The sequence below is a fragment of the Pseudoalteromonas sp. S16_S37 genome, from assembly GCF_014694405.1.
Lineage (GTDB): Bacteria > Pseudomonadota > Gammaproteobacteria > Enterobacterales > Alteromonadaceae > Pseudoalteromonas.
Genome location: NZ_JAAUWV010000001.1, coordinates 1 through 26,822, shown reverse-complemented (window position 1 = coordinate 26,822; position 26,822 = coordinate 1). Strand labels below are relative to the sequence as shown.

The 26,822-nt window shown below is 43.2% G+C and carries 26 protein-coding genes and 1 pseudogene; 12 read left to right on the top strand and 15 right to left on the bottom strand.

All coding sequences use genetic code 11. From position 1 onward, the window contains the following. Nucleotides 1-11 precede the first annotated feature (11 nt). The 6 genes from HC733_RS00125 to HC733_RS00100 all read left to right on the top strand — a co-directional run bounded on the left by HC733_RS00125 (nt 12) and on the right by HC733_RS00100 (nt 6,831). Nucleotides 12-3,170 carry an efflux RND transporter permease subunit gene (locus tag HC733_RS00125; protein WP_190363039.1) on the top strand — a complete coding sequence of 1,053 codons (3,159 nt, stop codon included), beginning with the start codon at nt 12-14 and terminating at the stop codon, nt 3,168-3,170. Further along, a complete protein-coding gene (locus HC733_RS00120) occupies nt 3,154-3,861 on the top strand; it encodes a PepSY domain-containing protein (protein WP_190363038.1) in 708 nt (235 codons plus the stop codon). Before HC733_RS00125 ends, HC733_RS00120 begins: the two co-directional genes overlap by 17 nt. 3 nt (nt 3,862-3,864) lie before the next feature. Further along, the gene (locus tag HC733_RS00115; protein WP_190363037.1) at nt 3,865-4,899 is read left to right on the top strand and encodes a 2Fe-2S iron-sulfur cluster-binding protein; all 1,035 of its coding nucleotides are present in this window, start codon (nt 3,865-3,867) and stop codon (nt 4,897-4,899) included. Between the two features lie 173 nt (nt 4,900-5,072). Continuing rightward, nucleotides 5,073-5,291, top strand: a complete 219-nt coding sequence (locus HC733_RS00110) for a DUF6500 family protein (protein WP_171627022.1) — start codon at nt 5,073-5,075, stop codon at nt 5,289-5,291. A 788-nt stretch (nt 5,292-6,079) separates the two neighbouring features. After that, nucleotides 6,080-6,238: a hypothetical protein gene (locus HC733_RS00105; RefSeq protein ID WP_190363036.1), complete on the top strand. Its 159-nt coding sequence runs from the start codon at nt 6,080-6,082 to the stop codon at nt 6,236-6,238. A gap of 32 nt (nt 6,239-6,270) precedes the next feature. Continuing rightward, nucleotides 6,271-6,831 (top strand): hypothetical protein, encoded by a 561-nt coding sequence (locus tag HC733_RS00100; protein ID WP_190363035.1) that lies wholly within the window; start codon nt 6,271-6,273, stop codon nt 6,829-6,831. A 277-nt stretch (nt 6,832-7,108) separates the two neighbouring features. On the opposite strand, the gene HC733_RS00095 is transcribed toward HC733_RS00100, so the two are convergent. Further along, nucleotides 7,109-8,650, bottom strand: coding sequence for a hypothetical protein (locus HC733_RS00095; protein WP_190363034.1), 1,542 nt, complete (start codon nt 8,648-8,650; stop codon nt 7,109-7,111). Between the two features lie 224 nt (nt 8,651-8,874). Here HC733_RS00095 and HC733_RS00090 point away from each other — a divergent pair, with 224 nt between their 5' ends. Next, complete coding sequence (locus HC733_RS00090; RefSeq protein ID WP_190363033.1) at nt 8,875-10,962, top strand: winged helix-turn-helix domain-containing protein; 2,088 nt, start codon at nt 8,875-8,877, stop codon at nt 10,960-10,962. Between the two features lie 212 nt (nt 10,963-11,174). On the opposite strand, the gene HC733_RS00085 is transcribed toward HC733_RS00090, so the two are convergent. The 12 genes from HC733_RS00085 to HC733_RS23365 all read right to left on the bottom strand — a co-directional run bounded on the left by HC733_RS00085 (nt 11,175) and on the right by HC733_RS23365 (nt 20,777). After that, a complete protein-coding gene (locus tag HC733_RS00085; protein WP_190363032.1) occupies nt 11,175-12,614 on the bottom strand; it encodes an MATE family efflux transporter in 1,440 nt (479 codons plus the stop codon). Then, on the bottom strand, nt 12,598-13,260 hold the full coding sequence (locus tag HC733_RS00080; RefSeq protein WP_190363031.1) for a GrpB family protein: 663 nt from the start codon (nt 13,258-13,260) through the stop codon (nt 12,598-12,600). The genes HC733_RS00085 and HC733_RS00080 overlap by 17 nt, the downstream gene beginning before the upstream one ends. 35 nt (nt 13,261-13,295) lie before the next feature. Beyond that, nucleotides 13,296-14,198 (bottom strand): sulfotransferase family protein, encoded by a 903-nt coding sequence (locus HC733_RS00075; protein WP_190363030.1) that lies wholly within the window; start codon nt 14,196-14,198, stop codon nt 13,296-13,298. Continuing rightward, nucleotides 14,192-14,902, bottom strand: a complete 711-nt coding sequence (locus HC733_RS00070; RefSeq protein ID WP_190363029.1) for an SDR family NAD(P)-dependent oxidoreductase — start codon at nt 14,900-14,902, stop codon at nt 14,192-14,194. The genes HC733_RS00075 and HC733_RS00070 overlap by 7 nt, the downstream gene beginning before the upstream one ends. A gap of 33 nt (nt 14,903-14,935) precedes the next feature. Continuing rightward, complete coding sequence (locus tag HC733_RS00065) at nt 14,936-15,685, bottom strand: sulfotransferase family 2 domain-containing protein (RefSeq protein ID WP_190363028.1); 750 nt, start codon at nt 15,683-15,685, stop codon at nt 14,936-14,938. A 1-nt stretch (nt 15,686) separates the two neighbouring features. Continuing rightward, the gene (locus tag HC733_RS00060; RefSeq protein ID WP_190363027.1) at nt 15,687-16,985 is read right to left on the bottom strand and encodes a coproporphyrinogen-III oxidase family protein; all 1,299 of its coding nucleotides are present in this window, start codon (nt 16,983-16,985) and stop codon (nt 15,687-15,689) included. 45 nt (nt 16,986-17,030) lie between these two features. Further along, entirely contained in the window at nt 17,031-17,273 is a 243-nt protein-coding gene (locus HC733_RS00055) for an acyl carrier protein (RefSeq protein WP_190363026.1), read from the bottom strand. Then, nucleotides 17,266-18,666 (bottom strand): AMP-binding protein, encoded by a 1,401-nt coding sequence (locus tag HC733_RS00050; protein WP_190363025.1) that lies wholly within the window; start codon nt 18,664-18,666, stop codon nt 17,266-17,268. The genes HC733_RS00055 and HC733_RS00050 overlap by 8 nt, the downstream gene beginning before the upstream one ends. Before the next feature lie 10 nt (nt 18,667-18,676). Continuing rightward, the gene (locus tag HC733_RS00045) at nt 18,677-19,261 is read right to left on the bottom strand and encodes a hypothetical protein (RefSeq protein ID WP_190363024.1); all 585 of its coding nucleotides are present in this window, start codon (nt 19,259-19,261) and stop codon (nt 18,677-18,679) included. 736 nt (nt 19,262-19,997) lie between these two features. Beyond that, entirely contained in the window at nt 19,998-20,189 is a 192-nt protein-coding gene (locus HC733_RS23050; RefSeq protein WP_238937383.1) for a hypothetical protein, read from the bottom strand. A 23-nt stretch (nt 20,190-20,212) separates the two neighbouring features. Continuing rightward, on the bottom strand, nt 20,213-20,587 hold the full coding sequence (locus HC733_RS23045; RefSeq protein ID WP_342365968.1) for an alpha/beta hydrolase-fold protein: 375 nt from the start codon (nt 20,585-20,587) through the stop codon (nt 20,213-20,215). A gap of 55 nt (nt 20,588-20,642) precedes the next feature. Further along, complete coding sequence (locus HC733_RS23365; RefSeq protein ID WP_274602005.1) at nt 20,643-20,777, bottom strand: hypothetical protein; 135 nt, start codon at nt 20,775-20,777, stop codon at nt 20,643-20,645. Between the two features lie 577 nt (nt 20,778-21,354). Between HC733_RS23365 and HC733_RS00035 the strand changes: the two genes are divergently transcribed. The 4 genes from HC733_RS00035 (at nt 21,355) to HC733_RS00020 (ending at nt 23,879) form a co-directional block, all read left to right on the top strand. Further along, a complete protein-coding gene (locus tag HC733_RS00035) occupies nt 21,355-22,287 on the top strand; it encodes a restriction endonuclease (protein ID WP_190363023.1) in 933 nt (310 codons plus the stop codon). 31 nt (nt 22,288-22,318) lie between these two features. Further along, entirely contained in the window at nt 22,319-22,594 is a 276-nt protein-coding gene (locus HC733_RS00030) for a type I restriction-modification system subunit M N-terminal domain-containing protein (RefSeq protein ID WP_190363022.1), read from the top strand. Nucleotides 22,595-22,683: 89 nt separating this feature from the next. Beyond that, on the top strand, nt 22,684-22,821 hold the full coding sequence (locus tag HC733_RS00025) for a hypothetical protein (protein WP_190363021.1): 138 nt from the start codon (nt 22,684-22,686) through the stop codon (nt 22,819-22,821). 35 nt (nt 22,822-22,856) lie between these two features. Beyond that, nucleotides 22,857-23,879 carry a Fic family protein gene (locus tag HC733_RS00020; protein ID WP_190363020.1) on the top strand — a complete coding sequence of 341 codons (1,023 nt, stop codon included), beginning with the start codon at nt 22,857-22,859 and terminating at the stop codon, nt 23,877-23,879. Nucleotides 23,880-23,967: 88 nt separating this feature from the next. Here the strand turns inward: HC733_RS00020 and HC733_RS00015 are convergent, their stop codons facing one another. Next, nucleotides 23,968-25,155 (bottom strand): NAD(P)/FAD-dependent oxidoreductase, encoded by a 1,188-nt coding sequence (locus HC733_RS00015; RefSeq protein WP_190363019.1) that lies wholly within the window; start codon nt 25,153-25,155, stop codon nt 23,968-23,970. A 499-nt stretch (nt 25,156-25,654) separates the two neighbouring features. Further along, the gene (locus HC733_RS00010) at nt 25,655-26,251 is read right to left on the bottom strand and encodes a GNAT family N-acetyltransferase (RefSeq protein WP_190363018.1); all 597 of its coding nucleotides are present in this window, start codon (nt 26,249-26,251) and stop codon (nt 25,655-25,657) included. Nucleotides 26,252-26,342: 91 nt separating this feature from the next. On the opposite strand from HC733_RS00010, the pseudogene HC733_RS00005 reads away from it, so the two are divergent. Next, nucleotides 26,343-26,564: pseudogene (locus HC733_RS00005) on the top strand (integrase core domain-containing protein); the annotation flags it as partial. Nucleotides 26,565-26,822: the final 258 nt, after the last annotated feature.

Below are 26,822 nucleotides of genomic sequence, written 5' to 3'. Positions count from 1 at the left end.
GGGGTGCCAGCATGATTGAAGCAGTCATTAGATGGTCTGTGGGCAACCGCTTTTTTGTTTTGCTCACCACCTTGATCATCGCCTTTGCGGGGGTATTTTCACTAAAAAACACCCCCGTTGACGCCATCCCAGATTTATCTGACGTGCAGGTGATCATTAAAACCAGTTATCCAGGGCAAGCGCCGCAAGTGGTACAAGATCAGGTGACGTTTCCACTGACCACCGCCATGTTATCTGTGCCGGGGGCGCAAACGGTGCGTGGTTATTCGTTCTTTGGCGACTCCTACGTCTACATTATTTTTGATGATGACACCGACCTTTATTGGGCCAGAAGCCGCGTACTTGAGTATTTAAGCCAAGTGGCGGCAAGCTTACCCGATAGCGCTAAGCCACAGCTTGGGCCTGATGCAACTGGTGTGGGCTGGGTATACATTTATGCCTTAACCGACAAAACCGGTAAACATGATTTGAGTCAACTAAGAAGCCTACAAGACTGGTTTTTAAAGTATGAATTACAAACCGTACAGGGCGTGTCGGAAGTAGCCGCCGTAGGGGGCATGGTCAAGCAGTACCAAGTACAGGTGGACCCTGATAAATTACGCGCTTACAACATTCCGCTGAATCATATTCAAACCGCGCTTAAACGCGGTAACCAAGAAACTGGCGCATCGGTTGTTGAAATGACTGAAGCAGAATACATGGTTACTGCAACAGGTTATATTCAGTCGGTCGGCGACATTGAAAAAATTCCACTGGGGATCAATGAGCAAGGCACACCATTGCGGGTTGGCGATGTGGCAACCGTTAACTTGGGTCCGCAAATGCGCCGAGGAATAGCCGAGCTCAATGGTGAAGGTGAAGTGGTTGGTGGTGTCGTGGTGATGCGCTTTGGCGAAAATGCCCAAAAAACCATTCAAGGAGTCAAAGCTAAACTCGCGTCACTGCAAGACTCGTTGCCTGAGGGCGTAGAAGTCGTTACGGTTTACGACCGCTCAAAACTGATTGAAAATGCCGTAGATAACCTTTGGAGCAAACTACTCGAAGAACTAGCCGTGGTGGCGATTGTCTGCGTGGTGTTTTTATTTCACTTACGCTCATCTATCGTGGCAGTCATTACTCTACCATTGGGTATTTTGGTGTCGTTTATCATCATGTATATGCAGGGGATCAACGCTAATATCATGTCGCTAGGTGGGATTGCCATTGCCATTGGCGCGATGACCGACGGTGCTATCGTAATGATTGAAAATATGCACAAGCATATGGAAAAAACCCCATTGACCGATGAAAACCGCTGGCAAATCGTTGCCAAATCGGCATCGGAAGTTGGTCCTGCACTGTTCTTTAGCCTGTTGATCATTACAGTGTCTTTCTTGCCAGTATTTATCTTAGAAGCGCAAGAAGGACGCATGTTTGCACCTTTGGCCTACACAAAAACCTATGCAATGGCAGCGGCAGCTGGCCTTGCTATCACGCTAGTGCCAGTACTGATGGGTTATTTTATCCGTGGCAAAGTGATATCAGAGCAAAAGAACCCATTGAATCGCATGTTAATTGCAATGTATATGCCTGTGCTAAAACAAGTGATGAAGTTTCCAAAGCTCACTATCGTATTCGCAATCGCGATAACCGTCGTCGGTTTTTATCCAGTTAATAAGATTGGCAGTGAGTTTATTCCTCCTTTGGACGAAGGCGACTTAATGTATATGCCTACCACTTATCCAGGTATTTCAATAGGTAAAGCGCGCGAATTACTGCAGCAAACCGACAAGCTTATTCGCACCGTGCCTGAGGTAGAAAACGTATTTGGTAAAGTGGGCCGAGCTGAAACCGCCACCGATCCTGCGCCTTTAACGATGATTGAAACATTCATTCAGTTAAAGCCAAAATCACAATGGCGAGCAGGGGTAACAACCGAAAGCCTCAAAGCCGAGTTAAACGAGTTAGTCACCTTCCCTGGGCTCACTAACGCTTGGGTTATGCCGATAAAAACACGCATAGATATGTTGGCTACGGGTATTAAAACTCCAGTGGGTATTAAAGTAGCCGGCGCTGATCTTGATGTTATTCAAGATATTGGCCAGCAGATTGAGCGTATTTTACCAGAGGTCGCTGGCACGGCATCGGTCTACTCTGAGCGAGTTGCCGGTGGGCGCTACATTAAGGTGGATATTTCGCGGCAAAAAGCCAGTCGATTTGGCTTAAACATCGCTGATGTACAACAAGTGGTTGCCACGGCCATAGGTGGTATGAACGTAACTCAAACCATCGAAGGACAAGAGCGTTATCCGGTTAACTTACGTTACCCTCAAGACTACCGCGACTCGCCTGAGCAGCTTGCCCGCTTACCTGTCGTTACCCCATCCGGCGAGCGCATTGCACTGGGTGATGTAGCACGTGTTTATATTGAGACTGGCCCACCGGGAATAAAAAGTGAAAACGCCCGTATTAACGGTTGGACTTTTATCGATATCGACGGCGTGGACGTTGGCAGCTATGTTGCCAATGCTCAGGCGCATTTAGCCAAGAATCTTGATTTACCAGCAGGTTATTCAATCACTTGGGCAGGTCAGTATGAATACATGGAACGTGCAAAAGCTAAACTCAGCTACGTACTGCCACTGACTTTAGCCATCATCATCATACTGCTTTATTTAAATTTCAGAGCGTTAAGTGAGGTAGCCATTATTATTGTAACCCTGCCAATGGCAATGATCGGTGGATTATGGCTAATGTATCTAGAAGGCTTTAATTTCTCGGTTGCGGTGGGTGTAGGCTTTATCGCACTGGCTGGGGTAGCTGTTGAAATTGGAGTGATCATGCTGGTTTATTTAAACCAAGCACTGCAAGAGCTCAAAGCTAATGCACAACAAGCGGGCCAAACGATCAGTCAACACATGTACCGCGAGGCGTTGTTACACGGAGCAGGCATGCGTGTACGCCCTGTCATGATGACAGTGGCCACCATTATTATTGGTTTGCTACCTATTTTATATGGTTCAGGCACGGGGTCAGAAGTAATGAGCCGCATTGCCGCGCCTATGGTTGGCGGTATGAGTAGTGCCGTATTACTCACGCTGATTGTGCTGCCAGCTATCTATAGTATGGTAAAGCAAGCTGATATTGCGCAGTTCAACAAAGGTATCGAAAATAATGATAAGAACAATTAGAAAATACCATAAGTGGTTAATGGCCTTTATAGGCGTGCAGTTTTTAATTTGGTCAATTACCGGGCTATATATGGTGACGATGGACATCCACTATATTCATGGTGAATCGCTGCAGCGCCAAAACCAACACCCAATTGCCGTTAACCAAGTAAACTACTCACTCAGCGATTTGCACAGTGAGTATCCTGGTGCGCACCAGGTAACGTTAACGCAGTTAATGGCTGAGCCCGTTTATCATTTTATTGATAAAGACCACACGCAGCGCCTTATCGATGCAAAAACCGGTCAGCTACTGCCACTCATTGATAAGCTGCAAGCGTTAAAAATCGCTAAACATCAATATACAAGCGGTGACGCAATCGCATCTGTGCAGCTAATCGACAACCAAAGTCAGCTGCCAAGTGAGCTTGCATCAAGACATTTACCCGTCTGGCAAGTGGTGTTCGACAACGTTTGGGCCCCCACCTTTTACATTAGCCAAAATAGCGGAGATATCGTTACCAAACGTCACTTCTTCTGGCGCTTATTTGATTGGATGTGGCGCTTTCATATCATGGATTATGACGACGGTGAAAATGTTGCCAACTGGTTCTTGCTGCTCATTGCACTGCTGGGCACGCTAGCAGCTTTATTTGGGGCTACGCTCACCTACCAGCGTGTATTTAAGCCAAACAGTCAAGGAGCTAACTAAACAATGTTCAAGTTAAATAAATCCTTACATAAATGGCTGTCATTATTGGTTGGATTACAACTTATTATCTGGCTTGCTACTGGCTTGTATTTTAATTTAATGGACCATAAAAAGGGCTCAGGCAACGCCAACCTGCGCCCTGTTGCACATACAGCCGGAAACCTAAATGCACCGCTACTCCCATTAAAAAGCTTAGAGTTTGCACCTGCAAAGCAAGTCAAACTGCTGTGGGTTTTGGGCCATCCTTATTATCAAATTACTCATCAGTCTGGTATTCATAGCTATCAGGCCAAGCAGGTTACTTTGCTAGATGCCTATACGGGGCAAAAGGCGACCATCAACGAGACATTAGCTCGCACCATCGCACTTAAGTCTTTTAAAGGTTCGGTTAATATCATCAGTGCAAACTTGCTTCAACCACCTATTGCAGAGCTGCCAAAGCACGAAAACCCGCTGTGGCAGGTAAAACTAAGTGATACTGAAAATACCAATGTGTATATCGATAGTAACTCGGGGCGTGTCATCGCGCATATTAATGACGATCGCAGGCTACGTGATTTGATGTTTACGCTGCACTTTATGGATTACTTTGGCACAGGTGGATTTAACCATTGGCTAATCATTCTGTTTGCCATAGCCACGCTGCTACTGTCTATGACTGGTGTCACTTGGTTGATTGAGCGCTTTAAAGCTGGGCAACTAAGCTTTGCTTTTAAATCTAATAAGCAGCGTATAAAGGTCATTGAACTGGCACAACAGCAAACTCATGAGCTTGAATTAAAAACAGGCATCAGTTTGTTTGATGGCTTGGCTGCTGCTGGTATTGCGCTGCCCTCTAACTGTGGTGGCGGTGGTACTTGCGGCCTGTGCAAAGTGCGGTGCAACGAGAATACACAAATGACCGACGCCGACAAAGCAAATCTATCCAACTCAAAACTTGAACAAGGTTATCGACTTGCTTGTCAGCACAACACAGCGGAAGTCACTGAAATTGAGGTACGCAGTCGCACGTTTAATAAACCTAAGAATAAGCCTTAACTTTAGTTTTTAACCGTATAAAGCCACTAAAATACCTCAGTTCTGTCGTATTTGAGTGGCTTTATGTATCTACATCGCTGCTCTACACAGCCCAAACCCAGAACTATTCCCCAATTGCTTAACGATGAATGTTACACTGAGCATCATCAACTCTCCAAAAGTAAGGACTCTCAATGAGAGCCAGTCTAAAAGCACGAATGATCGAAGTCTGTAACAGTAAAATTGCCTACAAAGGCGATAATGTCGGCTTGTCTTTTTATGCGTTCTTTTCTAATAAAAACAGTGATCCCGAACTACTCATGGAAGCAGCCACATGGTGGATACACACCCACCAGCTCGATCACTTTGAAAAAGCACTCAAAATAAAAACCATGGTAGAGCAAGAGTTGTAAACGAGAAGGCATTGCGGCTGCATTCCGCTAACATTACCAGCCTCAGCTAGAGATCTTACTAAAATAGCCTCATGTGAAAGTGTTGTATTTTTATCAACCTCAGGTGTAGATATGTGCATTGAAATAGTAAATGCCCGTGAAGTGACTAACGTATATTCACTTTGCTGAGCAACGCCAACCATTTGAGGTTATTTAAACCGTGAGCAACAATATCATGCCATTCGCTTAAGATATCCTGATCTTCGTCAGGAAGACGGCAAGTGTTGTTTGGGCTGTGCCGTCTTGCGTGTTGGGCTTCTCATTCTGAACTTGCTTCGTCATTCTGACCTTGTTTTGCTATTCTCTGTTTGTTTCAAAACCTCTATAAACTCACACACTCTACACTCACCTAAAAAACGCGGTGCGCACGTACAACACCCTACCTTCCCTATGCTTTAATTGATTAAATCAACATAAATATACTTATAAATAAACAGCATAACGCATACATTCTCTATCAACGCAACGAATGCAATATATTTTATTGTTGAATAAAGCTTATCAATAAACATATCCGACAAGTGCTACTAATTAACTAAATTAATTGTTCAGCGCCGCCGAAAAAAGTACCATAACTTTGCCAACATGCGGAATATGTTATCGCACTAGGTATGAGAATATAAATAATTTCATACAAACCAAACCGTTAGCCCAAAATTAGGTTGATTATTTTGTTGCTATATTGTGTACCAAGGGTTAATATTGGGCAGTGAGGTGAGGAATGTATACCAGAGATAAGGAATTGGATAATGAAAACCTCAATTAAATTAAATATCAAAGCTAAAAAACTCAAAGAGCTATCAAAGGATAGAGCAAAGCTAGTTGGTGGTGGCGTGCCCGGAACTACAGTAGAGCCGAAGCAAGTTAATGGCAGTTATTGGCCTACGTTATTTACATGTAACTGCTAATAGATTTACAATTTATAAAGGATTAAATAAGCATGAATGAGTTTCTTTTTGCTATCAGTTGGGTAGTGATTGGGGTTGAATTTTTAATCGTTTTGTTTTGGCTACATAAATTTTATAGAATGCGTTGGAAACTGTTTTTCGGAGTGAAAAAGGATCTAAAATCCATCCAGCAGCATGAACTCTACTCATGCTTTTTAACAGCATTTTGTATGCTTATTTTCCATCTCGTTGGTTCGCAAACTGACAAGTTTATTCTTTCACTCAATATGGAAAAAGTAGAGCACATAAAATTGTTTTATACTAGTGGTGTAATAGTACAGTTTGCTTTTGCTATGACCTTAGTTTGCTTGCACTTAGTTAGAGGTTGTACTTATTCTCCTACGGCACGCATCTGCATGTACACGACAATTGTGTATATGGGGTTACTAGGGATGCAACTAATCGCAAGGGGTTATTACGATTATCACAATTTGAGTGTTTTATTCAAAACTGTGGGCTGGTTATGCAACATTATTGCCGTAGGCGCTCTATGCACTTACCCCATTCGCTCCATCAAAGAGCACTTTAAGCAAAGGCGCGCAGCCGCTGAGTAATTGATTTCAAAACTAAAATTTCATTCATGCAAAAATGGCGACCTTGGTCGCCATTTTTATTACCTACAAGCTGATTACCAATGTTAGTGACTGTGGTCATGCAATAAATAGTCTAACGCTATTACGGTATGCTTTTTCATCTATAAGCATCTTTGCTTTGACGCCCCCCACTACCATTTAGTGTGGTGGAGTCCATACATCGACCTTGTTTCAGAATCTCACATCTCAAATAAATAATATTTTGCGCAAATACACGCTTGTTATCACGGTAACCTGCTTAATTTGTTGCAAATAATCTTTTTAACAGCAACTCCTTTGACTGCAATTTTATACCTTTTGCCTGCTCAATATCCGCTTTGTTTGACACGCGATAATGATGCGATGACACAAGCTGCTCAACCTCAATGCCAAGCTCAGCCATTTTATCCATCAGTACCGCAAGCCGGTGATATGTATCTACATCGGGCCAATTGCTAGGCGAGTTAAAGGCCTTTTTAAAACTGCTGCCAAACATATCTTCTGTAAACAATAGCTTATGCTCAGGCAAGTAAATAACTAGGTTGTGATTCGCGTGGCTATTTGGCACATCAAATAGCTGTACCTTGCCAGCGGCCAGTTGCCCGTGTTCGCTCACTTTAATAAGCTGCTCAGCGAGAAGGGGATTATTTAAATGCGCTTGTACGGCAGCTGCGTGGTTTGGATGCATAACCAAGGCAGCACCTTGTGCAAGCACATCTTTTACCCCCATTAGGTGGTCGGTATGATGATGGCTGATCACATGTTGCTTTATCGGTTTGTTATTGCCCGTTGTTTGGCGCAGTAACGCCACATTACTCAGCCAATCTTGGCTTTGCTCATCCATTTGCCAAGCGCCTGCGGAGATAAAGTAATCTCCTACATCAATAAATAAGCTGTATGACCAATCTTGCCCAACATAATAAACACCCTGTGCCAATGCTCTTATCGTGCGCTTTGACACATCTACAGGGCTCACAGCGGGACGAGGCTTGTAATGCTCTGGCAGCAAAAACAGCATGTTATCTGTGGCGTTAAAAGACACCTCTCTGGCACTTAAGTAAAACAGCGGCCCTTTTTCAGTGCCTGCAAATAATTGCTTTGCCCAAACAAGCCCTTGGCTTTGTTGATGATTTAAAAAATCATAACTGATCTGTTGCCCGCCTTGCCTTTTTAACACCCGTGCTAGGTAGCCGGTTTGCTGATTGATGTACACCACATATTCTTGCTTTGTGCCCGCGAATACTGTGAGTACATCATGTGCCTGACCTTGAATAAATGCGATGTCGCTCCACAGGCTTGCTGCTTTATCATCATTTAACTGTTTAACAATGAGCGTGTCGACCAACTGGCTTTGCCCAAGGTCAGCATTGGCAAACGTCACCCGCTGTGACGCTATCGTTTGCTCTAAAGCATGGTCAATGCCATAGCCTTTGCCATCACTGTAGAGCCGATGCAAAACACTGGGACTATTTGAGCTATGAGCACCGACCAAATACGTTGTTGCCCGTTTAAATACCTTGCGCTGATTACTAAAGTCGATAGCAAACTCTAATTGCTGCTCATTTAAATAGCTCACCATATCGCCTTGCAGCACATGACCACTTTGCCACTGTGAAAAATGCAGTTGCGTATCGCGCACCGTAATACTGTTTAGTTCGGTGAGTTTTGCGCCTCCATAAGTGCTGATTGCGCGGTTAATAATTTGCTGTGCTTTTGGCCCTGCCCAAGTGGCTGTGCTTAGCAAAACGAGTAAAAACGCAGCCCCCCAAAAGCACACCCCAAGCCTACTTTTATTCCACATAATATTGCCTTTGTTTATGTAACTCATCGGCAGTGAACCTAAACAACAACGCGCACACCACAAAGCGCAGCTTATAAAAAGCTGATTATTAACTGATGGATTGTAAGTGATTATTTTAAAAGCTTATTTAAATTTATACACGGCTTAAGCACGCTTAATAGCAGCTAGACAGCCAATTCAATAGCCCATACACTGTGGCCAGATGTATTTGAGTAACCACCACGATGCAGCCAGCCATTTTTTATATTCAAGATTTTAAAATCGACTTATCACAGTCGTTGATTGTGCATGGTGAGCAGCACAAAAAAGTGGAACCTAAAGTACTCAAAGTATTGTATGTATTGGCGCAACATCGTAACGAAGTGGTCACGCATCAAGCTTTAATGGAGCAAGTTTGGCAAGGTGCAGAGGTGGTGCCCAATGCCTTGCAGCGCTGCATTGCCATTTTACGCAAAGAGCTAGGTGATGACGCTAAATCGCCTAAAATTATCGCCACTCATCCAAAAATAGGGTATCGGCTACTGAGCGAGGTAACGTGGCAACCTGCGCCGTGCGAGCGTACAAAACCAGCAAATAAAAAACACCTGCGCGTACTCAAGTTAACCCCTGCAACTTTTGGTTTAGTCTTTAGCGCCTTGCTGTTATTGCTGATCACCTTGTTTTGGCTCGACACCGAGCACATTCAATACACTAAACTGAGCGAACTAACACGCACAGATGCCCATGAATCGCATGCGATATACAGCCCTAATGCTCAGTATGTGGTATTTAATCGCTATGCAGGAAGTTGTAAAAGCCACATTTGGGCAAAAGAGCTGGCAACAGGAAAAGAGGTTCAACTGAGCGCAGATGCAGGGCAATTTGGTGCGATAAGCTTTACGAGCGATGGTAGAGAGTTAGTGTTTGCCGCGCATAATGAGTGTGATAAAACCCAAACCGATACGCAAGCACGCAGCCAATGCTGGGCACTGGCCACTTTAGATTTTGCACAAGCACTGAGCAACCCACAAACACCCCATAAGCGCTATCAATGCCAAGCGCAGCAATTAACTACGTCAAAAGCACTGGCAAATCATCAATATGCGTTTTTGCAATTTGATGGTAGCCGCTATTCGTTAATGCACTACAACGATTTAAACAAAGCCAATAAAACCTTGTACTCATCTAACGACCACTACATTTATCACTTTGATCACAGCGCCAAGCACCAGCAATTTGCGCTGTTTGCCCAAACCGAAAACGCACAAACTTTACTTATCTTGCTCGATGAGCAAGGTACAATACAACAGCAGATACAGTTAAAAAACGCATCATCAAATGGCGTGTTCGAGCCGCTGAAGGGCATTTATTCAGCTAAAGATGAGCACTTACTGGCAGTTAATGGCGGTCAACTTTTTAAGATTTCCTTTAATGGTCAAGTAAGTGAAATAACAACCCCAAGCAGTCGCTTAGTATCGGTTGCACCACATCCAGATAAGCAAACACTTGTTGCGGTACAAGGCAGCAAAGACATCGATCTCGCGCTGATAGATGTAACCAACAACCTAGCTCAAAAAGCGAGCCATGATTTACACACCGTTGCCACCCCTTATCCAAGCCTTGCCCGCACGCCAGCGCAAGAGCGCCTAGCGCGCTTTGCCCCAAACGAGCAAAGCATTGTGTTTGTAAGCAATAGCACTGGCAACGACGAGCTATGGCTATGGCATAACAACCGCAAAACGCAGCTAACCGCCAACTTGCAAGGCGCAGCAATAAAAAGCTTTGCATGGTCAGCACATAACAACCATATCGCGTGGGCCAACAACGGTAAGCTCGCCATCACAGATTTAGCTGGCAACAGCCAATCGCTCACAACTCAAAAGCGCGTTTATCGGGTGCTAAATTGGGTGACAGACAACACGCTGCTGGTACTTATCAACAACACCGCAAACACTTTATATCTGCTTGATATCAAGCAAAACCAACTTACGTCACTTGATGTTGCTCATGTTCAAAACGCATGGTTAAAGCAAAACCTACTCATCTACAGCACCACGCAAGGCGAAGTATTTAGCCGCTTGCTTGCACCAAACCACAGCGATGCAATTCCCTTAAAGCACTTAAACGGCAACGCCTTACTGGTAAAAAATGAATTTATCTATAGCGTTGATAAAAAAAGCTTTGCACTTAACCAATACGATTTAACTGGCAACTTTATTAAGCCCATAACCCAGCTCAAACCCACCGCGTGGAAAGTAACCGATATCAAAGATAAGCAACTACTGCTTGAACAGTTTATTGCCATAGAGCAAGAGGTGGTTTTGTTGGAGTAACAAAACCATTTGTAATCAATAACGGTTGTATTGCTGGAGCCTGAGTTCCTAATCTCTACTGTGTCATTCTGACGAAGTTCGAGCTCTTGTTTGATTTCTTCGCTATTTCATTGAAAAATAAGCTCAATGCATTACCTGCTTGCACTATCAAGTAAGCGATTAAATAAAAATAGCGATTGCACCCTTTACCTTTTTGTTCTTGCCTACCTAACTTAAGGTCTAGGATTAACTTCGCATGTACTACTTGCGACAAATTTATTTGTGAGCATAATGCGTGTGTTATCCGTTGACTCTATCTCTAATACCGCCCGCTTTAATAAAGCCAGACATATCAGGATCAACACACACTGCCCCAAAAAAACACCTACAAATGCACCTTTTATATCAGCCACTAATAGTCCTAAAAAACACGGTAGTAAAAAGAGCCCATAAGAGCGGAATATGGTGAGATAAATTGAGTGCATGGGTTTTTTAACTGCATAATAAAAGGTATTTGTCACTATCATCAGGCCCAAACCAACCATACTGATAGGTACGAGTTGCATATAAAAAACAGCAAGATATTCGATGGCTGGATCACGACTAAAAGCACCAGTAATAGGCTTTGCATATAAGTATTGCACAGCGCTATTCAAAACGCCCCAAGCACATAGAAAAATGAGCGTGTAACGCAATACTTGTTTAACTTGGGCTCCCTGCTGCTGCTTTATCGCCGCACCCAAATAAGGCCCTATGGTATTGGCCAACGCAGACAGCAATACCATTGAAAAACCTTGTATTGCATTCACCAGTCCAAAACTGGCGACTGCGGCTTCAGAGTGCCATGCCATCAGTGCCGTAGCAAAAAGTGCCGCGATGGGCGTTTGTACGCGATTAAACATGGCGGTTAGACTAAGCTTTGCTACGTCTCTTGCCGCCGCTTTTAAGCGCGTAAAACACAAATCTGTTGAGCGTCGCCATTGATGCAACCTGTACAGGATCATTAAGGTATATCCGGCACCTCCAATCCTCGCGAACAGTGCTGCAATCGCTGCGCCTTCCATCCCAAGCGCAGGCACACTCAAGCAACCAAAAATAAACACAGGATCGAGACAACTACTGGTTATTGCTATGCCGACCATAATACGGCTCGCTTGAGCCATTTTTTTCTGCCCGCGCAGAATAGCAGCGCCAACCATACAAATCGCTAAAAATGGAAAACTGATCAACCAAAAAACAAGATAACCCGTACCTAACTCGATTAAACTCTCACTCCCTCCCATTTGCCTAAGAATCCAAGGCACAGCGAAGACCAGCCCAACACTTAACACAGCGGAAATAACGAACGAGAGTAACAAAAGTACGAGGTTTTGGTCTTTCTGTTTACCCTCAGCTTGCTGACTGCTCACCACACTGACACCGATCCCCAACCCAACAAGTAAAGCCAAAAGTAAATTGGCAATGGGGAGCACCAATGACAATGCAGCCAGTTCGCTCGTACCTAACTGACTCACAAAATAAGTGTCTATGAGATTGGCACTGAAAACTGCGATAAGCCCCAAAGATGTGATCAGAGTGGCTTTGAGCAAGTCCCAATAACTTTGGGTACGCAACAATTGCCTAGCCGATGGCTTTGACTGCTGGCTAACCTGCTCATTAGATTGATTTTTCATGGCGTATTAGAGCACCCCCACCCGGTTGCTTTGCTTTCCACTGACCAGCCATTTGAAAAAAATGACAATAGATACCCAGTTTAGATACTGAATACGATAAAAGATCTTGCTCAGACGAAATCAACCTTTGCTTTTCAGCAACATAATCTAATTGTGCCTGCCTGTTGTTATTCAGATACTCCGGAAACGCCACGATAAGCGCAATACAAGGGTTGTTGCTTTGGCAGATATGAACGACATAACTTACCTCTTCTAAAATGCGCCAACACCAAATGGCATCATTAGATATCGGGCTCACTCCATAATCTTGATATCCTAAGTCGGCTAACTGATTTAATAGCGCTCCATCTTTGGGCTTACAATCAACCACTAAAAGAATATCAATCACATTTTTTGCACTCATACCTTTAATAGCTGTACTGCCTATGTGAAAAGCATTAAAAACATGAGGTAAACCTTGCAATAATCGGCCTTTTTCAAGGTCAAAGTCACGTTGCCAACTCGCCTTAAAACTTTGTTGTTCTAGCGATAGTTCAGGCGCTTTTACCTGCAGCATACGCTTAAAAACCAGCTCAATCGGTTCGTGATTAAACACTTTGTGTTGACTTTTTAACGCTTTAAATGCTTTTAAATGTGCTGTTTTCATTGAATTTCCATTTCTATAAAGCCTGTTTTCATGCGTCATGAATACCACAGCTGACAAAGATCACGACCAAGTAGATCAGATAAGTCCGCCACCTGTTCTTTAAATTGCAATTTAAAATGTGCCAAATAGTCGGCTCGGTATTCGCTGACTGATGTTGTCTTATGTACTTGCACAAGTTTGGGGTGTATTTTATTTCGAACATGAGGTGCTAAGTTCTTGATTTGTTTTATTGCAATCGAGCGCACCCGCTGCTGCCCTTCACTTTGAGTTTTCGCCCAGTTTGAGTAAGGACTGATCTGCAAGAAATCACACACCTTAGCCAAAGTGCCTAGATTATCTTGCCTGTAATCATCAAACAAAAGAACACACAATTGCTCAGGTTTTAAATACTTACCATAGTGGCTCAGCATTTTTGCGTAATGCGTGTTTTCTATGTAGTTGAGTCCGTGAGAAAAATAATGCGTGCTGGGTAAACATTGTCCTTGCGCACGTTCAGCTGCTAAATCAATCGCACGCTCAAGGTCTGCAACTTCTTCGTTGCCCGTGCGTAAATAAAGAGAGTGCAACGACTGTATTTGCTCCCAAGGACGGCGTAACAAGACGATCACTTTTGCATCGGGGTTTAACGCAGCAATATGTTTTGCCGCATGCTGACTGCTTAAATACCAAACAGAACCTTCACCACGAATCGCAGTATCAGCCGAATTAAACAAACTTTGATAATCCTGCCAATCCGTTAAAGTGTGAGGCTGAATAGGCAAATCATCGGCCAAAAAATGAGGCTCTTTTAACACTGAAAGACTCACTTCAGGATGCTGCTTTAAGCTCAGATAAAGCGCGGTGGTACCGCTGCGAGGGGCACCGACAATAAACAAGTTAGGGCGCTGACTCATAGCCCAGTCGTCAGGACAAGGCGATTGTATCCAAGGTGTTACCATGGAAAAACTCCTCTGTCTTTGTAAAGTTTACCGCGGATCTGTTTGTCATTCGTCATACATAACCAAACTGCCGTTTCTGCGCCTTCTTCTACACTTCGCTCAGCACGCAAGCCACCTAAGTGCGTTCGCACCCACCCTGGCGTCATCGCGTTCACTAAAATGTCTTCATAATCTTTCACTTCATCGTCAAACATTTTGGTTAGGCCATTTAATGCTAACTTTGAAATGCGATACCCCGGATTATATCTATCTAGTTTGGCGTAAGTACCATGACCACTTGAGATATTAACTATCCTTCCATAGCCCTTTTCTTTCATTGAGCCAATACACATACGCGACAAACGCCAAGCGCCCCAAAAGTTGGTTTCTAGGGTTAACCGTGCATTTTCTTCAGATTCAGTGAGCACAGTGTCGGTCACTCCGCGAGAAATCCCCGCATTGTTAACCAAAATATCTATCCCCTCTCGGCACCAAGTTTTTTCTAGTGCCTGAAAGTCTTCATCACAGGTCATGTCAAGTTGCACTAAGCTGGTATACGCCAACGCATTCGGCAGTTGGCTTGCGAGTTTAGACTGTGCCTTTTGTGCCTTTTCCAAATTCCGACAGGCCATCACAACGTGAATGTCACGTGTGATCAACTGCCTGCATATTTCCAATCCGATCCCTCGGTTCGCACCCGTGACTAACGCGATTTTTTTATTCATGTTTCAATCCTTTTGCTCTTTACTTGAACTGCCTTAGTCACAACCCACTTGGTTTTGATAATAGGGAAAACGCTGAAATAACAACCGTTCTCTGTTACGAACAAAGGTTGCTAACTCGCTATGGAAATAAGGTTGCCAAGTATCTTGCGCTGGTCGCTTTGTGCCTTCTTTGGGCTGGAGTTTGTCTTGTTCCAAAATAAATTCAACCCGACTTGGCGCTAAGTTTTGTTGTTTTAAAAAGTCAACAAGCTGCTGATTGAGAGATTCAGTATGTAAAAATGTAACTGGATATTCAGCTTGTTGGTATGCCCCAGATTGAATGCTCTGTTCATCTAGTTCAGCATATACCTCCTTGGCATCGCGATAGAAGAAACGGATAAATTGTTCCGTGTGCCATCCCAAAGGCTCATCGGCTTTACGGTTTGCAAACCCGTTCGACTGCCCCTCAAAATGGCCTTTAAAATACGTATCACTCACGTAAATAAAATCGCCAAAGCTCATCGTTTTTGGATCAACCCCCATGTTTTGCCACTGCGCCTGTGAACAATACCTGTTGGGGTGCAAACGCCACCAGCCAAAGTGATATTGCGACACATATCGGTCCATGGGATGACGCACGATAGAGAGGATAGGCATACCTTTGGCCTGCTCTGGAATATCACTACAAGAGAGGTGTGTTTCTAGCTCAGTGGCATGTGGATAAACCCGCTTTAGCATATTTTGGACAAAAGTCCCACCCGTTTTTGGCATATGTACAAAAACAAAATCATCAGTGATCAACATATCAATACCCCGTGTCTAACCAAGCGCGAGCCAAACTCTTGCCACTAAAATCACCGTACATTACCCCTTGCTCCGTAAGCTTTAGAATATTGTTTTCTATGATTAAAAAACCTTTTTCAATAAGCAAATGCAGCATTTCATTACTTGGTGATGCCAGTGCAATGCCATGCTTATGTTCAAAGACGTTCAAATCGATTTGCGAGGTTTTCATACCCAGCACAATATCGCGCGCAATGACTTCCTTGCTATTGAGGTGCATACCTCGGTCAATGGGCAGTTCACCCTGATCGATTTTGTCTAAATAAGTTTGTGTATTGGCGGTATTTTGAATATATGCCCTTTCAAGAGAACTAAATGCAGAGACACCAAAGCCATAGGTATCTTCACCTCGCCAACGCTTAATGATGTGTCCTTGCGGGTAGTCACCGTTTTTAGTAAATGTAAAATACGTCGATGGCTGATAATTGGCCTTTTTCAGAGCCCCCATGGCCATACGCATAAACGCGATTTCTTCATTATCACTGGGTAGAACTATGGTATTTTTGCGAACTGCTGAAAAATACTTAGAGTTTTTATAAAGCTCCATCTTGTAAACAGTGATAGCATGAACATCTAAGGATATTGCCCGCTCTACTGAATGCTGCCAAGTTTCCATGGTTTCGCCTTCCAAACCACTTAACAAATCGATGTTAACTGTAACGCCTGTATCAAGCGCACGGCCAATCGCATCTACATTCATTTTCTCCGTGTCTTTACGACCCGTTTTGCTCACAATTTCATCAACAAATGATTGGATCCCAAAGCTCATTCTGGTGATACCAAATTGGCTAAGCTGCTTGGCTTTTGATTTGTTGTAAGTGATAGGTTCAACTTCAAAAACAAATTCACTCAAAGACATATTGAAATGTTTGTTAAGCTGCTCCAGTATTTTTTCCAAGTGATGGGGCTTGAGCAAGCTAGGTGTACCGCCACCAAAATACAAGGTATCTACCGGCCTTTGCTGCCACCCATACGCTTGGCTAACCATCGCTATTTCACGGCATAAATAGTCTACGTACTGATCCATTTGCTCTTGATCGCTGTCGGCTAACTCGGTGATCTTAAAAAAACAATAAGCGCATCGTTGAATACAGTAGGGAATATGAATATACAAATGGAGTCGATTATTTGCAGCCACTGTGGGACTAAAGCTGCTTTTCCAATATCGACTAGAGGGATAATTAGTAACGAACCCTCTACGATGTAATTCATCTTGTGGGAGGTGTGTTTGTTGTTCTTCTTGTTGTGGCTTGCTTTGCATATTCAACTCCTTGAATGCCAATAGTAAGCGTGTAAAGCGCTTAAGCTAGTTTAACTTTTGATTGATACGTTCGATGATCACGCCCAGCGTTTCAAAATTTTCAACTGTGAGTTCATCGTCGTCATACTCAAAGTTAAAGGCTTTTTCTAGCAACAAAATAAATTCAGTAAAAACAATTGAATCCATTGCTAATCCGCCTTCAAATAACGGTGTATTCTCGTCAAAAGAAGCCAAATTCAAATCGATATCGAGTTCTTTATCCATTAAGGCTTTGATTTGTTCAAACATGTGAAATTACTTCCTCTAATTTTCTTCGATTGAGTTTTCCATTTGCCAACCTTGGTAGGGGGTCGACTAATTTTATTTGCGACGGCACAGCATAAGCAGGTAAGTGACGACGCCACGCTTGTTTTAATGCACTAAACTGACTCTCAGCCACACCTTCACAACAGGCGATCAGTGTTTTGCCCTTGCTGTCTTGCGGTCCACAGACAAGTACCAATTCTTGTACAGAGACATTGAGGTTCAGAGCTTGTTTTTTTAATTCAATTTCTAGCTGAGCAAATGCCAACAAACGCCCTTCTCTATTCACACTAAAATCTGCTCGGCCATGCACACTAAAGCGCCCATCAGTTGCGACACGCCCCAAGTCTCCCGTTTTAAAAGGCTTTTCGGCAACGCTAAGAAACTGAGGGTGTGCGGGGCTCATTGCTATCAAGGCGTTTGAATTTAAATAACCAACAAAGGCGTGTGCTTGATGTACGTGCAGTTGCTCTTTGGAGCTGGCAACTTCAACCTCAGGACAAGGTGTAAAATAAGCTTGTTCAGCTTCATTGTTCATTAGGCCTTGATTGATAAGAGAAGCGATACCAATAACCCCCATTTCTGTACTGCCATAGAGGTTCAACCAAAACTGGGTTTTATTAACCCAAGCGTTTAAGTAGCGCGTGTTAACACAATCTCCTGCGGTGACTATTAGCTTTAACGTATGTTTATCGCTTAACTTAGCGCTCACCGCGTCAAGTAGAGATGACGTAAAGAATACACAGCTTGGCTGCCAAGTTTTTTCTATCTGCTTCCACTTCAATAAGTTAAGACCCTGAGTTAGGCACACCGATGCACCAGCGCATAAACTTGATAATGCAGCGGCACCAAAGCCATACATGTGAGAAATAGGCACAGGAATGAGTACATTATCTTGCAAAGACAGTGGTAAGAGATGAAGGGCATTTTGGCTATTTGCCACAAGCGAAGTAGGCTGGTGTAAAATCACCTTGGGTTCGCCAACACTGCCAGAACTCAAAAACCCCAACAAACCTTGTGATTCAGTGCTTTTTTGCGCACTGTCTCTTGTAACATGGCTAACTCGGCTAAAAGCTTGGGTACGACAGAGCACTTGGTTAGCATCGAGTTCGAACTGATCACAGTCTTTAAGCTGAGTAGGGATCTCACTTGTATTTGCTCGAAAAACAGCGGTTTTTTTAAGGCCAAAGCATGCCAACATCAGCGCCAGACTGTGCACACTTTGGGTGATGCTAAGCAAAAATGTGCCAGAGCAAGGAGTCTCTGAAAGTACCTCGTGATATTCACGGATCAACTGATTAAACGCGTAATAAGACAAAGTATTGTTATCGTCACTGATTTGAGCGTCAATGGCTGCGTTGAATTGAATTGGTGTCATAGAGGTCACATTATGCATAAACGTTGCTCTCATTTGTTGCGTATTGATGGACGCGGTAAAGGCTGTGTGCATTGACAACTTCTAACAATTTAGCCACTTTGAGATGTTTAAAATAAAGGTCAAAAGTGCGTAAATAATAGGGTCCATCAACGTGTAAAATACTTTCGTACTCATGTACTTGGGCTTTATGGTATCGAGAAGCTACTTTGCGCAAATGTTCGCACCCAAAGATATCGCCTATGGTGAGGTTTTGCTTGATCAGTGCATGTTTTTTAGTTTCTGAAAGTAGCGATAAATCAAATAAACATTCCGCATAAAGCAAGGGGGAACTCGGATCTTTTAAATATAAAACAGAGTGGCGAGTTAAAGTTTCTCCGACTTGGCATTGCTTGCGTACCTGTACGCTAATTTTTCGCTGTGCTTTTTCTTCCAAAAAAGCGGTTGTCGATGTGTTTAGTTTTAAGTAATCCTTGAGTAATTGTTTACCACTGGCTCTTTGAACATCAGTATTCGCCTCAAAACAAGCCAAATCGTCGGTATTTACATCATCGATAGTTGAATTACAGGCACTCTGTGCCTTGCCGATCAATTCCATTGTTTTACTCCTAATCCCATAGCCTCGCTCCTAGAGAAATAACAGTTGAGCAAGACTGATAACGTCTGCTCTTACTGCCGTATTCCTTTGCTAATTCCTTTTTATTATTGTTCTTTATGAGCCAGCTAAAATGGCCTGTGCAACAAAACAATATAAAAATATTAATATGATTGTCAATCTACAGTCAACTATCTTTAATCAAGCAGCATTAAATATTTAAAAACAAATGGATAACACTATTGCAAAAATAAATATTGCAATTTTATTGCAAAAACGAGACGCAAACAAATAGATATAAAAAAACAAAACAAACAATTTCAAAAACAAAAATAAAGCCCCTTAAAAACCGAGATGAATTAAGACTTAAATCAAAATAATTCCATTTTCCAGCATAAATAAAACCACATCAAATCGTTAATTTTTATTTAAAAAAAGCAATTATATTTCAGTACTCACATTTTTATTGCAATAAAAAAAACACCCTTTTACGGTTAGTTTTTATTTTAGAAAAAGTGGGTTGTTTGGATTGTTAGGTTTTATTGCAAGAATGAACATGTTTTTGACTGTTATGATGTGCAGCTTTTAGCTTTGAACGTTGATAAACGTCGCCTTGTTTTCGCCTCGGTGTTGGAGCAAAGTAGGTCCCCTTTACTAAAGTCAGGCGCTTGTTTGCTAGTTTAGCTATTGAACACACCGTCTCCCTGACGAAAACTAGGCGCTTGTGAAAGCAGTAGCATCAATTCAACGTAGACAACCACTTTATGCTTTTACCCCCCATAATCGGGAACGAATCACTATGACCTGCAGAATCGAACACCACATGCTCAATGGTTGCAACACTAGGGTATTGTTTACTTTTTAAGGTAGTAACAAACTCATCAATATGGCCGCTCAACTTTTGCTCTTGCTGACCATAAGAAATATACACATTGATGCCCAATTTTTTATCTTTTAAAACATCACTTTGCTGATCAAATAGATAAGAGCCGTTGCGCCAAATAAACCACCTAAAGAAAAGCCAAAATAACTACGCGCTTGTGGTTTAGTCCGAAAGGCTTTTTCAACATAGCCAAACACATCATCACGAATAAATGCCAAATGCGCACTGGCTTGACCAAATTGATACTTTGCTTGCTTACTCTCATCTGTAGAAGGCTTAATTGAATAGTCTCGAAAACGACTGAAATAAGCACCTTCTTGTGCTTTTACTTGCTCAGCTATGTTTGTCTGCCATGAAATGCCAACTAAAATCACCTCTTCGAGTAAAAAATAGGTTGCACCTGATAACAACTCCATATGCCAAAATGCATCGGTAAAGTAGATCACAGGATAGCGTTTTGCGGTGTTCTCGCTATAACTTTTAGGCAGTTTGATATACAGCTTACTGCCGATTGTTTTTACTGTCTTGTACCGGCACCACTTGAGTACCAGAAATACTAACGGGCTTATATTCATTCGCGTTAACGATAAAAAACGGCAGCAGCGCAAACAGCGCAAAAAGCAAATTTGTTTTCATGTTGTTTTACCTAGTCTGGTTCAAAAGATGAGCACACACTACATAAAGCAAATATTAAAAACTTGAACTACAGATGATTTTTAGCTGACGCCTAACCGTGCAATATATAAAAGCATAACTTTTATAGCGTTACGTGGCTCAGAACCGTAATTTACACACCACTTTGTATAAGCAAAAGGCAGCAAAGACCACCTACTCAGGACAACCATACTAGCCCCGACTCCGTCATTCTGACGAAGGTCAGGATCTTGTTGTTTTTAAAGTATGAGTTATTAGGCATTGAGACCCTGAAACAAGTTCAGGGCGACACAGTTGGTTCAGGGTTATTGATGTCGGTTCTGGACTCGTCACGCAGCACAAACAACACCGTCATCCTCCCCCACTCCGTCATCCTGACGAAGGTCAGGATCTAACCTACCTAATCCACACAAACATATGCGCCTACACGCTAAACCAAAAAACAACATAATAAGCGCGGCACACCTGCGTTCCCATAACAAGGTTAAAGTAACGTAACAATTGAGCTTTATGGCGATTTCTCATATTCTGGACGTTCACTAGCAGTTAAGGACAAACCGTGATCCCCAATTACCAGCAGTTTATGCGGCCGTTATTAGAGGTGGCGCATAAAGCCAACGGGCAAGAAGTAAAACTACGCGACGCCATAGCACAGCTTGCCGAGCAGTTTAAGCTAACCGAGCAGGAACGTAACGAACCACTCCCCAGCGGCAAGCAAAGCATTTTAGACAACCGCATTGGTTGGGCACGCACCTACTTAACTAAAGCTGGCTTGCTAGATGTAACCCGCCGCGCCCATTTTGCTATTACGCCACGCGGTATTGAGGCTCTCAAAGAAAGCACCGAAATCAACAACGACTACCTTAACCGCTTTGATGAATTTATTGAGTTTAAACAAAAAAGTAATAACAACGCTGATAGCAACAATACAGCCAGCAACCCAACTCAAACACCAAATAGCGACAACGATATTACCCCCGACGAAGCCCTGCGCGCTGCCTATCGAAAAATAAACGACGCACTAGCCACCGAGCTACTAGAACGCACCCGCAAAGTGACCCCCGCTTTTTTTGAAGACTTACTCATAGAGCTACTGGTTGCCATGGGCTACGGCGGAACAGGCGAAGGCGCAGCCCATGCACTGGGTAAAACAGGCGACAACGGCGTAGATGGCGTAATCGACCAAGATCCACTGGGCGTTGACCAAATTTATATTCAAGCCAAACGCTACAGCGAAGGCAACAACATAGGCGCAGGCGATATTCGCGACTTTTTTGGCGCACTAAATCTTAAAAAAGCCCACAAAGGCATTTTTATCACCACCTCAGACTTTACCGCCGCCGCCGTCGACACCGCGCAAAACTTAGGCACTCGTATTGTTTTAATCAACGGAAAAGAGCTAGCTGGGCTTATGTTGCGTTACAATATCGGCAGCCGAGATGAACAGGTGTTACACCTGAAGAAAATAGACGAAGAATTTTTTGACATTTAAGTCACTTATTGAGTTTGAGAATTAAATACACATGAACCAACAAGAAATAAAGCAATTAGAAACTGAACTTTGGGATAGCGCCAACGCTCTACGAGCCAACTCAAAGCTCACCGCTGCGGAATATAAAGACCCAGTTCTAGGTTTAATTCTTTTACGCTACGCCCAAAACCGCTATGACCAAGCTAAAGAGCAAATTGAAGCCAGTATTCCTGAAACGCCTCGTGGCAAGCGCGCACTAAGCAAAGAAGACTTTTTGGCCGCAGGTGCCATGATGCTGCCAAAGAAGAAAAAGAAGTTAAAAAGGTAGCAATAGAAACCTTAGCTAAACTCAAAGAGGAAAAACTCAACATAGAGCGCTGGCAAGAAAGTACCCAGCTCAAGTCGCAAGTAAAGGTCATGATCAAAAATAGCTTAGACTGGTTGCCAACCAATGCCTATACCGATGACGAATTGCCGAATATGAGTTTACTGGTTTATCAGCATGTTTATGCAAACTATCAAGGGGCAGGAAATAGTACTTATGGCTCTTTCTAATTTTCAATCGTCGGATAAAAAGAGAGTGTAAGTTGGTGGCTAAACCCTACACCCCGCCTTTTACGCTAACACCTAAAATCATCAACTTGCTGGCTTTGATCAGCGAGCAAGTGGGTCGTTTAAGTGCGTTTGAAGAAAAAACAGCGCTTAAGCTTAGGCGTATCAACCAAATTAAAACCATTCAAGGCTCACTTGCCATTGAAGGCAATACGCTGAGTGAAGAGCAGATCACCGCTATTTTGGCAGGTAAGCCCGTTATTGCTCCGCCTAAAGATATCTTAGAGGCCAAAAATGCCATTGCAGCCTACGAGCGCTTTGCAAGTTGGCAACCTAGCAATGCTCAGCACTTGCTTAATGCGCATCAAGTTTTAATGCAGGGTCTCATTGATGATGCGGGAAATTACCGCAGTGGCAATGTTGGGGTAATGAAAGGCTCACAAGTTGTGCATATGGCGCCTCAGGCCGAGCGTGTTCCCGCACTTATGTCGCAGCTACTTAACTGGCTTAGCAACACAGATCAGCACCCTTTAATTAAGAGCTGTGTGTTTCACTACGAGTTTGAATTTATACACCCATTTAGTGATGGTAATGGTCGCATGGGAAGGCTTTGGCAAACATTGATTTTAACCCAATGGCAGCCGATTTTGGGCCAACTACCTGTTGAAAGTATTATTAATAATCACCAAGACGAATACTACCAAGCAATTAATGCGAGCAACCTTGCCACCGACTCTGCGCCATTTATTGAATTTATGATGCAGGTGATTTTAGAAACCTTACAAAATCATGGGGGGCAGAATACCCCCCAAGTTACCCCCCAAGTTACCCCCCAAGTCGAAAAGCTATTGCGTGTATTGGATGGGCAATCTGCGCCAATTGATAGAATCTCTTTACAACAGGCGCTTGAGTTAAAAGATAGAAAGTCGTTTCAAGCGCGTTATTTAAAACCCGCGCTTGAGTTGGGGTTGATTAAGATGACGCAGCCAGATAAACCCACCAGCCGTTTACAGCGGTATGTGTTGAGTGAAGCGGGCAAAGAGTTAGCTAAGCGACTCTAGCCTTCTGCACTATGTTGTCACCCTTGCCACTATACTGTCATCCTGACGAAGGTCAGGAGCTTAATGCCGAGTTTTACCTATACAACCCCTAAACCGCCTGCCCCGCTGCAAATCCACAGCTCCACGCATACTGAAAATTATACCCCCCTAACCAACCAGTTACATCGGTCACTTCGCCGATAAAGTACAGGCCTTGTTGTTTTTTGGCTTCGAAGGTTTTTGAGCTAAGTTCATCGGTGTCTACGCCGCCGAGTGTCACTTCGGCTGTGCGGTAGCCTTCGGTGCCGTTGGGTTTTATTTGCCAATTGTGGAGGTAGTTGGCAATAGCGTCTATTTCACTGTGGGTGAGCTGGTTTAGGGCTTTATCGGGGATGGCTTGCTCGGTTATAAGCACTTCAACAAAACGCTTAGGCAGGATTGCGCCTAAGGCGTTTTTCAACGATTTGCTGGCACTTTCGGTGCGCCATTGGTGTATGGTTTCGCTGAGATTTAGCTCTGGCAACAGGTTAATTGTCACCGCCTGCCCTGCTCGCCAAAATGACGATATTTGCAATATGGCCGGGCCTGACAGGCCACGGTGGGTAAATAAAATGTTTTCTTTGAATGTGGTGCCGCATTCGCTACTTACTTCACAAAAAATGCTAATACCTGATAAACCATCAAAGCGTATTTTGTCGTGTTCGTGCAAGGTAAATGGCACCAGCGCTGCCATGGTCGGTAACACTTTTAAGCCAAACTGTTCGGCAATTTTATAGCCGATGGGGGTTGCGCCTAGTTTTGGCATGGTTAAACCACCCGCGGCAACCACTAACGACTCGCATTCAAAGGTTTGCTCATTGGTGGTGATAATATAACCACCTTGTTCTTTGGCCTGCACGCTCAGCACTTCGTTGCGTAAAAATATTTGTACACCGGCCCACTCACATTCTGTTGTGAGTATATCAACAATATCTTGCGCGCTGTTGTCACAAAATAGCTGACCTAAGGTTTTATGGTGATAGGCCAAACCATGGCGGTCTACCAGCTCAATAAAGTCATGTTGGGTATAGCGGCTCAGGCACGATTTTACAAAGTGTGGATTAGTGCACAGGTAGTTGCTAGGCGATGCCCCTTCATTGGTAAAATTGCAGCGTCCTCCGCCACTTATCAAAATTTTACGGCCCGGCTTTTTGCCCATATCTAGCACTGCTACCGAGCGTCCACGGTAACCTGCTTGCGCCGCACACATCAATCCTGCGGCGCCCGCACCAATAACGACAACATCAAATTGCAACATGTTTTACCCAACTAACCAAACTCAATCGACTATTATACCCAGATTATCAGCGATGTCAGAGCCACATCTAACGATTGCAATAAACACCCGTCAATCGAACAAAAAACAGACACATAAAATAATCACAAACTGACGAACTTTTGCACAATTTTTTTTGTGCAGAGACAATAAAGTTTGCCCGTAAGGCGCACTAACAACTTAAAGTAGTGCCCCAATTGAATCACTGCTTAAGTCTCACATATCTATAAAGCATTGCGAAACTGTATAAGTATTCTCAAATTCGCTTTTTACGCAAACGCTTTAATTGAACACATTAAAGTGTATTAGTGTGAGGTTGAATCAGTTCAGACAGGATCTGACATTTCGATTTGAAAAATTGAGAGTTACCCGTTTTGATAAAGGTGTCGAATCTTTGTTCAAAACAACTAAGGAGTAAAGTTCTGGTGCGGATCACTGGTTGGAACGGACTTTGCTTCGGACTCCTTTAAGGTTCAAGCAATTATAAATGACAGGCCATTTCGTTCACATGCTCTTGATTAAAGCGATTGTGATAGTGTTCAGCCCTGTAATGGCATCGAACTGTTGTAAATCCGTGTTTGACCAATATTTGTTTTGAGGCTGGGTTTTGCGACCACACACCCGTTATTAGTGTCTGCAAACCTAAGCCTTCTTTTGCTATGTTTTTCAACTGCCCTAACGCTTGTGTAGCAAAACCCCTTCGCCAAAAAGGGTGTGCAACCCAATATGATAACCATGCAGATGAGCACTCGCGGTTCATTTGGCCTAACCCTATTACCCCAGCAAATTGCCCCTGATACAAAATCGCAAAATCTGCGCGTTCGGCATTTTTTGTCGCTGCAATCATATTATCTGCATCTTTGGCTTGAAATGGGTGTGGGAGGTCACAAGTTTGGGCAACCCGGATATCGCTGGCGTATTTTATTAGGTCATCTCGATGACTGGCAGATAAGGGGACCAGCTCGATTCGATTTAGCGGGGTTTGTTTATGCACTTTAGAAGATAAAGGAGGGCGCTGGTGACTGATATGTTCTATCACCAGCTGTGAGGTGTTGTTTTTTTTGCGTCTTAACCGCATCTTTTCTGTGTACTCCTTGTTTAATTTAGTTGTGGTGTGATGATTAGTTGAAAATGTATTATGAAGCAAGCGACTTGACCCCTTTTGTTACCTGGGGGATGTTGGTGCTTGTTGGGATAATGCAGTTGTTGAACGCTTCTTCGGCAGCTTAAAACATGATTGGTTGTTGAAAGTACCACAACTTACTCGCGAGCATATGAGAAATGATGTGACAGCGTATATGCGCTATTACAACTTAGAAAGACTTCATACAGCTAACGGTGATCTATCACCAGTAGAATATGAGCAAAGTTCCTTAAGAAAAGTGTCCTAAATTAGTTGTGCAGAACAAGGTGTGATGATTAGTTGAAAATGTATTATGAAGCAAGTGACTTGACCCCTTTTTACTAATGAATTCAGCTCCATACTTTAGTTCAGTTAAACAATTTAGCTTTATGGTAGAGTTATTTGTGGACCCTGTAACACATTTTGTGTAACTGCCAGTTTTAAATAACATCTTTTAATCGGTCTTCGAATTCGATCATAAATCGATTCAAGGCCGATTTCCAATTTCTTATCGGCATTGTCCATT

Coding starts and splice junctions, on each gene's coding strand:
- HC733_RS00085 (WP_190363032.1), bottom strand. CDS start 12,614: ATGAAAAATCAATCTAATGAGCAGGTTAGCCAGCAGTCAAAGCCATCG.
- HC733_RS00065 (WP_190363028.1), bottom strand. CDS start 15,685: ATGTTGATCACTGATGATTTTGTTTTTGTACATATGCCAAAAACGGGT.
- HC733_RS00050 (WP_190363025.1), bottom strand. CDS start 18,666: ATGACACCAATTCAATTCAACGCAGCCATTGACGCTCAAATCAGTGAC.
- HC733_RS00070 (WP_190363029.1), bottom strand. CDS start 14,902: ATGAATAAAAAAATCGCGTTAGTCACGGGTGCGAACCGAGGGATCGGA.
- HC733_RS00110 (WP_171627022.1), top strand. CDS start 5,073: ATGAGAGCCAGTCTAAAAGCACGAATGATCGAAGTCTGTAACAGTAAA.
- HC733_RS23365 (WP_274602005.1), bottom strand. CDS start 20,777: ATGAAAACAAATTTGCTTTTTGCGCTGTTTGCGCTGCTGCCGTTTTTT.
- HC733_RS00120 (WP_190363038.1), top strand. CDS start 3,154: ATGATAAGAACAATTAGAAAATACCATAAGTGGTTAATGGCCTTTATA.
- HC733_RS00010 (WP_190363018.1), bottom strand. CDS start 26,251: ATGCGGTTAAGACGCAAAAAAAACAACACCTCACAGCTGGTGATAGAA.
- HC733_RS00100 (WP_190363035.1), top strand. CDS start 6,271: ATGAATGAGTTTCTTTTTGCTATCAGTTGGGTAGTGATTGGGGTTGAA.
- HC733_RS00115 (WP_190363037.1), top strand. CDS start 3,865: ATGTTCAAGTTAAATAAATCCTTACATAAATGGCTGTCATTATTGGTT.
- HC733_RS00030 (WP_190363022.1), top strand. CDS start 22,319: ATGAACCAACAAGAAATAAAGCAATTAGAAACTGAACTTTGGGATAGC.
- HC733_RS00090 (WP_190363033.1), top strand. CDS start 8,875: ATGCAGCCAGCCATTTTTTATATTCAAGATTTTAAAATCGACTTATCA.
- HC733_RS00015 (WP_190363019.1), bottom strand. CDS start 25,155: ATGTTGCAATTTGATGTTGTCGTTATTGGTGCGGGCGCCGCAGGATTG.
- HC733_RS00025 (WP_190363021.1), top strand. CDS start 22,684: ATGATCAAAAATAGCTTAGACTGGTTGCCAACCAATGCCTATACCGAT.
- HC733_RS00095 (WP_190363034.1), bottom strand. CDS start 8,650: ATGTGGAATAAAAGTAGGCTTGGGGTGTGCTTTTGGGGGGCTGCGTTT.
- HC733_RS00060 (WP_190363027.1), bottom strand. CDS start 16,985: ATGCAAAGCAAGCCACAACAAGAAGAACAACAAACACACCTCCCACAA.
- HC733_RS00075 (WP_190363030.1), bottom strand. CDS start 14,198: ATGGTAACACCTTGGATACAATCGCCTTGTCCTGACGACTGGGCTATG.
- HC733_RS00045 (WP_190363024.1), bottom strand. CDS start 19,261: ATGGAATTGATCGGCAAGGCACAGAGTGCCTGTAATTCAACTATCGAT.
- HC733_RS00125 (WP_190363039.1), top strand. CDS start 12: ATGATTGAAGCAGTCATTAGATGGTCTGTGGGCAACCGCTTTTTTGTT.
- HC733_RS00080 (WP_190363031.1), bottom strand. CDS start 13,260: ATGAAAACAGCACATTTAAAAGCATTTAAAGCGTTAAAAAGTCAACAC.
- HC733_RS00055 (WP_190363026.1), bottom strand. CDS start 17,273: ATGTTTGAACAAATCAAAGCCTTAATGGATAAAGAACTCGATATCGAT.
- HC733_RS00105 (WP_190363036.1), top strand. CDS start 6,080: ATGAAAACCTCAATTAAATTAAATATCAAAGCTAAAAAACTCAAAGAG.